General features: G+C 29.9%; 9 protein-coding genes, 1 tRNA gene and 1 rRNA gene. 2 read left to right on the top strand and 9 right to left on the bottom strand.

Translation table 11 applies throughout. The annotated features are described in order from the left end of the window. Positions 1–39: 39 nt before the first annotated feature. Complete coding sequence (locus KQI77_RS07200) at positions 40–546, bottom strand: GNAT family N-acetyltransferase (protein ID WP_216389739.1); 507 nt, start codon at positions 544–546, stop codon at positions 40–42. A gap of 94 nt (positions 547–640) precedes the next feature. Between KQI77_RS07200 and KQI77_RS07195 the strand changes: the two genes are divergently transcribed. Then, on the top strand, positions 641–1,063 hold the full coding sequence (locus KQI77_RS07195) for a hypothetical protein (protein WP_216389738.1): 423 nt from the start codon (positions 641–643) through the stop codon (positions 1,061–1,063). A 214-nt stretch (positions 1,064–1,277) separates the two neighbouring features. Here the strand turns inward: KQI77_RS07195 and KQI77_RS07190 are convergent, their stop codons facing one another. From KQI77_RS07190 to KQI77_RS07180, 3 genes are all read right to left on the bottom strand, one after another. Next, positions 1,278–2,516: a competence/damage-inducible protein A gene (locus KQI77_RS07190; RefSeq protein ID WP_216389737.1), complete on the bottom strand. Its 1,239-nt coding sequence runs from the start codon at positions 2,514–2,516 to the stop codon at positions 1,278–1,280. 136 nt (positions 2,517–2,652) lie between these two features. Beyond that, complete coding sequence (locus KQI77_RS07185; RefSeq protein WP_216389736.1) at positions 2,653–2,889, bottom strand: hypothetical protein; 237 nt, start codon at positions 2,887–2,889, stop codon at positions 2,653–2,655. Between the two features lie 117 nt (positions 2,890–3,006). Continuing rightward, a complete protein-coding gene (locus KQI77_RS07180; RefSeq protein ID WP_253289383.1) occupies positions 3,007–4,383 on the bottom strand; it encodes a cation:dicarboxylase symporter family transporter in 1,377 nt (458 codons plus the stop codon). A 268-nt stretch (positions 4,384–4,651) separates the two neighbouring features. Here KQI77_RS07180 and KQI77_RS07175 point away from each other — a divergent pair, with 268 nt between their 5' ends. Then, positions 4,652–5,986: a CoA-disulfide reductase gene (locus KQI77_RS07175; protein WP_216389735.1), complete on the top strand. Its 1,335-nt coding sequence runs from the start codon at positions 4,652–4,654 to the stop codon at positions 5,984–5,986. Between the two features lie 153 nt (positions 5,987–6,139). On the opposite strand, the gene fusA is transcribed toward KQI77_RS07175, so the two are convergent. The 5 genes from fusA to rrf all read right to left on the bottom strand — a co-directional run bounded on the left by fusA (position 6,140) and on the right by rrf (position 10,008). Beyond that, the gene (fusA, locus tag KQI77_RS07170; protein WP_216389734.1) at positions 6,140–8,227 is read right to left on the bottom strand and encodes an elongation factor G; all 2,088 of its coding nucleotides are present in this window, start codon (positions 8,225–8,227) and stop codon (positions 6,140–6,142) included. 404 nt (positions 8,228–8,631) lie between these two features. Further along, positions 8,632–9,075, bottom strand: a complete 444-nt coding sequence (locus KQI77_RS07165; RefSeq protein ID WP_216389733.1) for a VanZ family protein — start codon at positions 9,073–9,075, stop codon at positions 8,632–8,634. A 24-nt stretch (positions 9,076–9,099) separates the two neighbouring features. After that, positions 9,100–9,543: a hypothetical protein gene (locus KQI77_RS07160; protein ID WP_216389732.1), complete on the bottom strand. Its 444-nt coding sequence runs from the start codon at positions 9,541–9,543 to the stop codon at positions 9,100–9,102. Positions 9,544–9,809: 266 nt separating this feature from the next. Continuing rightward, positions 9,810–9,886 (bottom strand) — tRNA-Ile (locus KQI77_RS07155). A 5-nt stretch (positions 9,887–9,891) separates the two neighbouring features. Beyond that, positions 9,892–10,008: ribosomal RNA gene (rrf, locus tag KQI77_RS07150) — 5S ribosomal RNA — on the bottom strand. Position 10,009: the final 1 nt, after the last annotated feature.

The raw sequence follows: 10,009 nt of genomic DNA, 5'->3' as shown, positions 1-10,009 counted from the left end.
ATCACTCCTTTTGTTGTGGATTGTTGTTATTTATTTTATTCAACATTTGGGGTGATCTTCCTTTTTATTTAAAATAAAAACTAGATATTTAGCCGATGAGCAAATATGAAATTTGCTCAAATAATAATTGCATTCATGCATTCCTATGTTATTGTAAGTCTGTTGAGCTATATAATTCTTTTTCTCAACATACAGTCTTATTCCTACATATTCATTGCTACTTTCACAGATTTCCTTCACCTTAGCATACAGAGCTTTAAATACACCTTGTCCTCTATAATCTTTGTTGACATATACACTCTGAACCCATATAAATGTGCCATTTCTCCAATCACTCCATTCATATGTATACATTATCTGTCCAACTACCTTACCATCAATTTCACATACATAATATGTTCCTTTAGTATTATCTAATATAATATTTTTCACTCCATTTGTTAATGTATTCTTATCTAAATGTATATTTTCTGTTTCGTAGGCTAAATTATAATTATAATCAACAATTATTTCTACGTCTTTTATATTTGCTTCTCTAATATTCATATTCTCTTCCTTTCCTAATGATATTTTTTTAAACCTAGCAATATATTTTATATACTAGGAATATATTATATAAAAACTATTATAGAGGTATATTATGATATTATTTTTTATATTTTTCACTATTTTTTTATCTCTTCTTATATTCATAATCTATACTAACAAAAAAATTATTACACTTAAAGAAAAATTAATTGCTTCTACCAGACAAGTAAATGCTCTAAAGTCTAAGTTAGCACCTATTAATACTATTAATGTGCATCTTACATTCTTAAAACCTTCAGCAAAAGGTGGAATTATAAAAGAGAATTCTCATCTAAGATTGGCCCCTTATAGAGATTCTCATCTATTACATAAGAATAAAATTAAAATGGAAGTATACATTATTGATGAAGTTAAAAATAATCAAACATATTGGTATTATGTTGCCCTTCCTCTTGATTCTAATGTTAATTCACGTGGATGGATATGCGAAGAAGAATTCTCCACATTATATGACAATACCAAATTATCTTATTAAATAAACCTAGATAACAACAAGCTTATTTCTATGCTTTCAATATTATCTTGAATATTTTTTAATTAATTATTTTTATAAGTGTATATTTTTATGACAATGTGGAAATACTTATTAATGAAGCGATAAGCTTATACAATCGCCTCTCCCCCATTTTATTTATATAAGTAGCACTCCCTATTCATCTTTATTGATGAATAGGGAGTGTTTACTTTTTCTATCCTATTAAAATTTTCCTTCTAACCTTATCCAATGCTGTAACAGTTGCTCTATTTCTAACTTTATTTCTATTTCCATTGAATACATATCTATATGCTTCTGTTTTGCCTTTATAATATATTCCAATATACACCAATCCAACAGGTTTTTCATCAGTTCCACCATCTGGGCCTGCTATACCTGTTGTTGATACTCCTATATCTGCCCCAGCTCTCTTTGCTATTCCCTCTGCCATTTCTCTAGCTGTTTCTTCACTTACTGCGCCATATCTATCAAGAGTTTCCTTCTTTACATTAACGGTTCTCATCTTAGCTTCATTAGAGTAAGTTACTGCTCCTTCTAAGAATACTTGTGATACTCCACTACATGATACCAACCTACTTGCTATCATTCCACCAGTACAAGACTCTACTGTTCCTATTGTAATGTTTTTATCTAATAGAAGATTTACTAATACTTGTTCTATAGTATTATCTTCTCCTTCTCCATAATAATCTTCACCTAATATCTCTATTATCTGTTTCTTTACAGGATCTATTAATTGTTGAGCCTCTTCTTCATTATCAGCCTTAGCAGATATTCTAAGTATAACATCATCCTCCTTAGCATAAGGCGCTACTGTAGGATTTACTCCATTTTCTATAAAATCTTTTAACTTAGTAGCTGCTCTACTCTCTCCTATACCTAATGCCCTTACTACATTAGATTTTATAAGACCATCGCCTTTACTCTTAAGATAATCCTTAACATAATTATCAAACATAGGTTTCATCTCTTTAGGTGGTCCTGGAAGTACTATTATGTATTTATTATTCTTCTCTAAAATAGCTCCTGGGGCAGTACCATTAGGATTAGGCAATACTATTGACTCTTTAGGAAAATATACTTGCTTTAAATTGTTTTCTGTTAACTCTCTGTTCATTCTACTAAAATAATTTTTTAACGCTACATAAGATTCTTCATGCATTACTAAATCCATTCCAAAATACTTACAAGCTGTTTCTTTAGTCAAATCATCTTGAGTTGGTCCAAGTCCTCCTGTAGTAATTATTATGTCACTTCTATTAAAACCATGTTCAATAGCTTCTAATAATCTATCTTCATTATCACCTATTACCTCTTCATGAAAAACTTCTATTCCAATAGAGGCTAATTCCTTAGATAAATATTGTGCATTAGTATTAACTATGTCTCCTAATAATATCTCTGTTCCTACTGCAATAATTTCTGCTTTCACAAAAATCCCCCCTTAAAATATAATAAAACTTGTCCTGGATTATTTATTTTTCAATTTATCAGAAGATAGTTTCAACATTACCTAGTTAAAGACTATCTTCTTATATTGTAAAATTATTCTTATCATAAATAAAGTACTATTTCATCTTATATGCATTAATATAATAACTTCCTGATATATCATACCCTTCATCATATACACAAAACTTATTGCATCTAAGCATTGAACTAATTATGTTTATCTCTTGCTTATTACTATCATCTATATTAATGGTAAAATTATCATTGCTATTAACTATACTAAGGTAATCATATATGTTGCTATACTCCGTTAATCCTATCTCTCCTCTTATATTCATCCTATAATCTGACATACCAATCCAATCCTCCAAGCAAAATTCAAAATAGTCTTATTATATATATTATATCCACATAGCTATTAACTTATTCCATTTTATTTGTGGATAAGTTAATTAACCATGTGGATATTTTTATTGATTAAATTTTTCTCTATTAAGTTTGTTTAATGAATTTGACACTGTTATTGAAATTACACTTGCTCCATTTACATTAAGCATTGTTCTACCCATATCTAATATAGGATCAATTGCAATTATTCCAGCTGCTAATGGAAAATAAGCTGCAAGCCCTATTCCTGAAACAACTACTGAAACAGCCATGGTGGCTGCACCAGGAAGTCCTGCTATTCCAAATGATCCTACTGTAATTACTATAATTAATGTAATATAAAAACCTAAATCCATATTGATTCCAGCCATATTGGCCAAAGTAACCGCTACTAAAGCTGGATATATTCCTGCACATCCATTCATACCCATGTTTGAACCTAAGCTTGCTGTTAAACTAGCTACACCCTCTTCAACTCCATGTTCATCTGTTAATGTTTCAATAGTAACAGGTAAAGTACCTAAGCTCGAACGTGAAGTAAAAGCTAATATTAATTGTTTTGTTGAATTCTTCAAATATCTTATAGGACTCAATCCATTTATTGATATAATTACAAGATGTATTATAAATACTATAGCAACTGCTATATATAAAGCTATTATAAACTTAACTGATTCTAACATTGATTTTAATCCATTTGCACATATTGTTTGAGCAAGCATTGCAATTACTGCATATGGCATAAATTTAATAACTGTCATACATACACTTAGAATAACTTTATAAAATCCTTCTATAACATCTGTAAATGGCTTTATTATATCTGAATATTTTTTTCTCTGTCTTCTAACTGCTACTCCTAGAAATCCTGCAAATATTATTATAGCTATAACATTACCATCTGCCATTGCTTGAATAACATTACTTGGAATCAATGCTCTTATTGTTTCAACAAGCGGAGTAACTTCTCTAATCTCTGCTGTTTGATTAGCTACCTCTACACCTACTCCAAGCTTCATCATGTGTGCTATAACAACTCCTACTATTGCTGATAGAACAGTTGTTATAACTAGCATACCTATTGTCTTTAGTGTTACCTTAGTTAATTCTCTTCCTTCTCCCATATTAGTAATAACTCTCAAGATAGATGTAAATACTAAAGGTATAACGAGCATTTTAAGTAAATCCATAAACCCTGCTCCAAAGAAATTATACCAAGCACTTACTTCATTTAACCATGTTACCTTGCTAGGCTCTTTTGGAAAACCAGCTGCTAACTGAATAATAATTCCAAGTATAAGTCCTATTATAGTTGCAACTATTATTCTAGTTTGAAATTTTATTTTTTTCTTCTCTAATCTTCTTATAATATAAAATGTACCTACTAATACTGCTATAAACAATATTGTATTAACACTAGTTATCATAAGAAAATCTGATAAAAAAGAACTCTTCTTCATATGATACTCTCCTTTTTTTCTTTTGTATGCCATAAAGCAGTCTATAAAAATTCTATATTCTGCATAAGCAATATAACTTTTAGCGTCTTTTCCAATTAACATTTATGTTTATAAAATTTTTTGTGCAATTAGACTAGACGTTAAAAATTTTAATTATATAATATAAATAAATATATAATTGCTATTATAAGCCAATAAGTTACTATATTATAATATAGTATGTTCAATTTTGTCTACAAATATGTTACTTATAAGGAGGAATTTAAATTTGAGAGTTATTATTATTGGTGGAGTTGCTGCTGGTATGAGCGCTGCAGCAAAGTTAAAAAGATTACAACCAGATTATGAAGTTGTCATTTATGAGAAAACAGATATTATATCCCTAGGTGCTTGTGGTCTACCGTATTATGCAGGCGGTTTCTTTGATGACCCTAATGAGCTTATAGCAAGAACACCTGAAGAATTCAGAAAAAGCAATATAGAACTAAATATATTTCATGAAGTTGTCGGTTTAGACACTATACATAAGCAAATTACAATAAAGAATTTAAGAACAGAAGAATTAATTATTGATAATTATGATAAACTAATGATTGCAACTGGAGCATCATGTATTTTCCCTCCTATTGAAAATCTACACCTAGATAATGTAACCACTTTAAAATCTATGTCTGATGGATCAAAACTTAGATCTATTCTTGATGACGATAACATTAAAAATATAGTAATAATAGGTGCCGGTTTCATAGGAATTGAAGCTGTGGAAGCTTGTAAACATAAAAATAAAAACATAACATTAATACAATTAGAAGATAGAATATTATCTAATGTATTTGATGAAGATATAACTACACTTTTAGAAGATGAAATTAGAAAACATAATGTGGATTTATTGCTAAATGAATCAGTAACTAGAATTGAAGGAATAAATAGAGTTTCAAAAGTAATAACCAATAAACGTGAAATAAATGCTGATGCTGTAATCATTGCAACTGGTGTAAAGCCTAACACGGAGTTTTTAAAATATAACTCTATAGATATGCTTCCTAATGGTGCAATAATAGTTGATGAATATGGGCGAACAAATATAAAAGATATCTTTTCAGCTGGAGATTGTGCTACTATACCAAATATGATTACTAAAGAAAACACTTATGTTCCATTAGCAACTGGAGCCAATAAACTAGGTAGAATTGTTGGTGAAAACCTTGCTGGAAACAATATTCCATTTCAAGGTTCTCTAGCATCAAGTTGTATTAAAGTTATGGATATGGAAGCTGCATCAACAGGATTAACAGAAACTAAAGCTAAAGCACTAGGCATTGATTATAAATCAACTTTTATTAGTGATTATAATCAAACAACATATTATCCTGGTAGAAATAAAATATACATAAAATTAATCTATGATAATTCTACAAAAAGAATATTAGGTGGTCAAGTTGCTGGCTTTAAAGACGCAGTTCAAAGAACTAATGTAATTGCTGCAGCAATATTAGGTAACTTAACTACAAGTCAATTAGGTATGCTTGACCTATGCTACGCCCCACCATTTTCTAGAACATGGGATGTATTAAATGTAGCTGGTAACGTATCAAGATAATAAAAATATAAAGTCTTTTCCACAACCGTGTTGAAATTATTTATTGAATAACCTGACTTATTATAACTTCAACATTTTCATGGAAAAGACCTTATAATATTTTACTAAGAACAAAAAATCTAATAAAGAATGATATTATTTTAGCATAACATTTTAAGCCATTTCTTTAAGATTCTTGGCATTATTAATTATTTTAACAGCCTCAACCTCAGGAACTTCTTCATATCTATCCATCTTCATAGTAAATGTTCCTCTTCCCTGAGTTAGAGATCTAAGTTCAGTAGCATATTTAAGCATCTCTGCCATAGGAGCTTCTGCCATAACCTTTTGATAATCTCCATCTGGCTCCATTCCTAATACTCTACCTCTTCTCTTATTAAGATCGCCCATAATATCACCCATATATTCATCTGGCACTACTACCTCTACACTCATAATAGGTTCTAATAATATAGGCTTTGCCTCTTTTAATCCTTTCTTATAAGCTAGTGATGCAGCTACCTTAAATGCCATTTCTGATGAATCAACAGAATGATAAGAGCCATCATATAAAGTTGCTTTTAATGATATAACAGGATATCCAGCAAGCACACCTTCCTTCATACATTCTATAAGCCCTTTTTCAACTGCTGGAATATAATTTCTAGGAACTGCACCTCCTACAACCTTGTCTACAAATTCTAACTCCTCTTTTCCATCCATTCTTCTCTCAAATATAATCTTTACATCACCATATTGACCATGTCCTCCTGATTGTTTCTTGTGTTTTCCTTGTACGTCTGCCCTTCCCTTTATTGTTTCACGATATGGTATTTTTATATCTTGAAGTTCAACATCTACTCCAAACTTACTTGCTAGCTTAGATGAAATTACTTCTAAGTGTGTTTCACCTAGTCCTGATATAATTGTTTCTGCATTTTCTAAATCTCTCTTAACCTTAAATACTGGATCTTCCTCTGATAATTTTGCTATTGCTTGAGATATCTTATCTTCATCACCCTTACTCTTTGGTATAATCGCCATAGACAACATAGCTTCTGGGAAATTCATCTTATCATAAATATATTTATAATTATCAGCACATAAACTATCCCCTGTTTGTGTATATTGAAGCTTAGCAATTGCACAAATATCTCCTGCAACTACTTTTTCTGCTGGTAATTGATTTTTGCCACGAATAAATGAAATATGAGCTATTTTCTCTGTCTTATTCTTATTAGTATTTATTAAAGACATATCATTAGTAATACTTCCTGTTATCACTCTTAATAATGAAATCTTACCTACAAATGGGTCAGCAATAGTTTTAAACACAAATGCTGATGTAGGCTTAGATTCATCTAAAGCAATAAACTCTTCTTCCTTAGTAGAAACATTTATTGCTTTTTGCTTAATTGCATATTTAGGTGATGGAAAACATTCCACAATATCTTCTAATAAAGTCGCTATTCCTATGTTTTTAGTTGAAGAACCACACATTACAGGTGCAATGTCTCCACTTGCACAACCGTTAATTAAACCTTCATACATCTCTAAATCTGTAAATTCTTCTCCATTAAAATATTTATCTAATAATACTTCATCTGTTTGAGCAACAGCTTCTATAATCATATCTTTACATTCATTAACTTTATCTATAAGATCTTCTGGTACTTCTGCCTCCTCCATTTCTTTTGTTTGTGGATTATATATTCTCGCTCTCTTAGTTATTACATTTACTACTCCTTTAAATGAATCTTCTGATCCAATAGGATATTGAATGGGCACCACACTTACCCCAAACTTTTCCTTTAATGACTCCAAAACCTTATCAAAATCTGCATGTTCTCTATCTAATTTATTTATAAAGAAATTCCTTGGTAGCTTTATTTTATTGCAATATTCCCAAGCCTTCTCAGTACCTACTTGAACTCCTGTTGCACCACATACAACTATTGTTGCTACATCTACAGCTCTCATTCCTTGTATCTGTTCTCCTAAGAAATCAAAATACCCAGGAACATCAACTAAGTTTATCTTAATTTTTTGCCATTCTATAGGAATAATTGAGGCTGATATAGATATTTTTCTCTTTTTCTCTTCTGAATCAAAATCAGAAACAGTATTACCTTCTTCAATTGTTCCTAATCTATCTATTGTTTTAGATGTAAATAATAAAGCCTCTGCAAGCGAAGTCTTTCCTACTGAACTATGTCCAATAATTCCAACATTTCTAAGGTTATTAATTTTATAATCTTTCATACCATCCGCCAATAAGTCCCCTTATTAGCTTCACCTCCCTATTATAGCCAATTTATGATTACGTTTTCATAAATAAGTATTATTTTCTCTAAACTTATATAATTATTATCTTTATCCCACTTCAAATTAATTCTTACTATTAATCCTATGTAGCACGCAAAACAAATATTATACTTATTTCTACTAAAGTAATTTCTATCAAATACTATAAATATCCTTCAGTAAATTATATAATTTTCAATTTATTAACTTATTAAAATCATAAATTATAATATTTTTTAAAAAAAAGTGTCAGAACTCCATACTAAGAGCTTACTGACACTTCAACATTAACTAAGCTGTTTCAAAACTTGTTTTGAAACTATGCTTTTTAACAATATAATTATTTCTTTTTCTTAACTTTATTATTTCTTTTTCTTAACTTTATCCACAACTAATGTGAATAACATAGCAATTAATCCACCTGAGGTGTCAATAAGTACATCCCTAAATGCTGCCTCTCTTCCTGGAACAAAATATTGGTGAAATTCATCTGAAGATGCATACAAAAAAATAATAATTAATGCATATAATCTAGCTTTTTCTTTTTTTATATATAATACTATCACTCTATACACTAATATAAATAGTATAATATATTCACTAATATGGGCTGCTTTTCTTACGCAAAATGAAATTGTATTTTTAAATTCACCAGAAATATCTACCCCCATTTTTCCTATAAGCCTAACCACTACATTACTTTGTTCTGTTGATAAATCTCCTGGTGTATTAGACATGATAAAAATAAATATTAACCACGCTATCAATAACACCCATCTTAAAACCCTATTTATCTTCTTTTGCACCAATCTTCCCCCTTTTATATTCTATTAATGTTTATCTAATAAATACTTGTTTATATATGCCAATGATTCCTCTAATAGTTCTTGTCCACTTTCTACTGCATTTACTTTCATTTCTAGTTTTAAAACATCTTGATTTAATTGTTGAAGTGTATCTTTAATATCATGAAGTAACTTCTCTTCATATGATATCTCCAACCCATCAGTATCTAAATATATTCTATCTGGTGGATTACCACACTCACAACACTTTGCATAAATTTTTTCATCATCATCATCTTTAAATAATTTAAAAACATCATTATTGCATTTAGAACAACTAGATATGATTTTACATTCATAGTTATTATTTTTCACAATACATTTACTTCCACATTCTTTACATGTAATCCTCAAGCAATCTTCAATTGATTCTATATAAAACTTGTTACCACAACATCCTTCTTGTTTACATACTACTGTTTTTATCATAAACTAATCACCTCACTATATTTTTTAATATGCAAGGAAATCATTTATTATTCGTATAGGATCTCAACTCATTCTTATAAAATTTTATATCTTTCTATCTGTTAATGTCATGGCACTATCTTTTCTTTTTTACTCTTTTAGGTAGTATGCTCTAATATTACTTATGCTCTATATCTAAGATAATTATCCTGAACTACAAACAAAATATAATTTTCTAAAGAGTAAAAAAAGAAGTTATGAACTATATTCATAACTTCTTCACTAACTGGTGGACCTTCAGGGACTCGAACCCCGGACCTACCGGTTATGAGCCGGTTGCTCTAACCAACTGAGCTAAAGATCCAAATAACCTAGCAACGTCCTACTCTCCCACACAGTCTCCCATGCAGTACCATCGGCGCTATAGAGCTTAACTGTCCTGTTCGGAATGGGAAGGAGTGTTTCCTCTATGCCATCATCACTAGAT

The organism is Clostridium sp. MSJ-8, assembly GCF_018918325.1.
Classification (GTDB): Bacteria; Bacillota; Clostridia; order Clostridiales; family Clostridiaceae; genus Clostridium.
Note: the sequence above shows the minus strand (reverse complement) of the source record. Positions and strands in the feature narration are given on the sequence as shown.

Bases quoted from the DNA above. Each gene is read 5' to 3' on its own strand.
- KQI77_RS07200 (WP_216389739.1), bottom strand. From the start codon at position 546: ATGAATATTAGAGAAGCAAATATAAAAGACGTAGAAATAATTGTTGAT.
- KQI77_RS07195 (WP_216389738.1), top strand. From the start codon at position 641: ATGATATTATTTTTTATATTTTTCACTATTTTTTTATCTCTTCTTATA.
- KQI77_RS07185 (WP_216389736.1), bottom strand. From the start codon at position 2,889: ATGTCAGATTATAGGATGAATATAAGAGGAGAGATAGGATTAACGGAG.
- KQI77_RS07180 (WP_253289383.1), bottom strand. From the start codon at position 4,383: ATGAAGAAGAGTTCTTTTTTATCAGATTTTCTTATGATAACTAGTGTT.
- fusA (WP_216389734.1), bottom strand. From the start codon at position 8,227: ATGAAAGATTATAAAATTAATAACCTTAGAAATGTTGGAATTATTGGA.
- KQI77_RS07160 (WP_216389732.1), bottom strand. From the start codon at position 9,543: ATGATAAAAACAGTAGTATGTAAACAAGAAGGATGTTGTGGTAACAAG.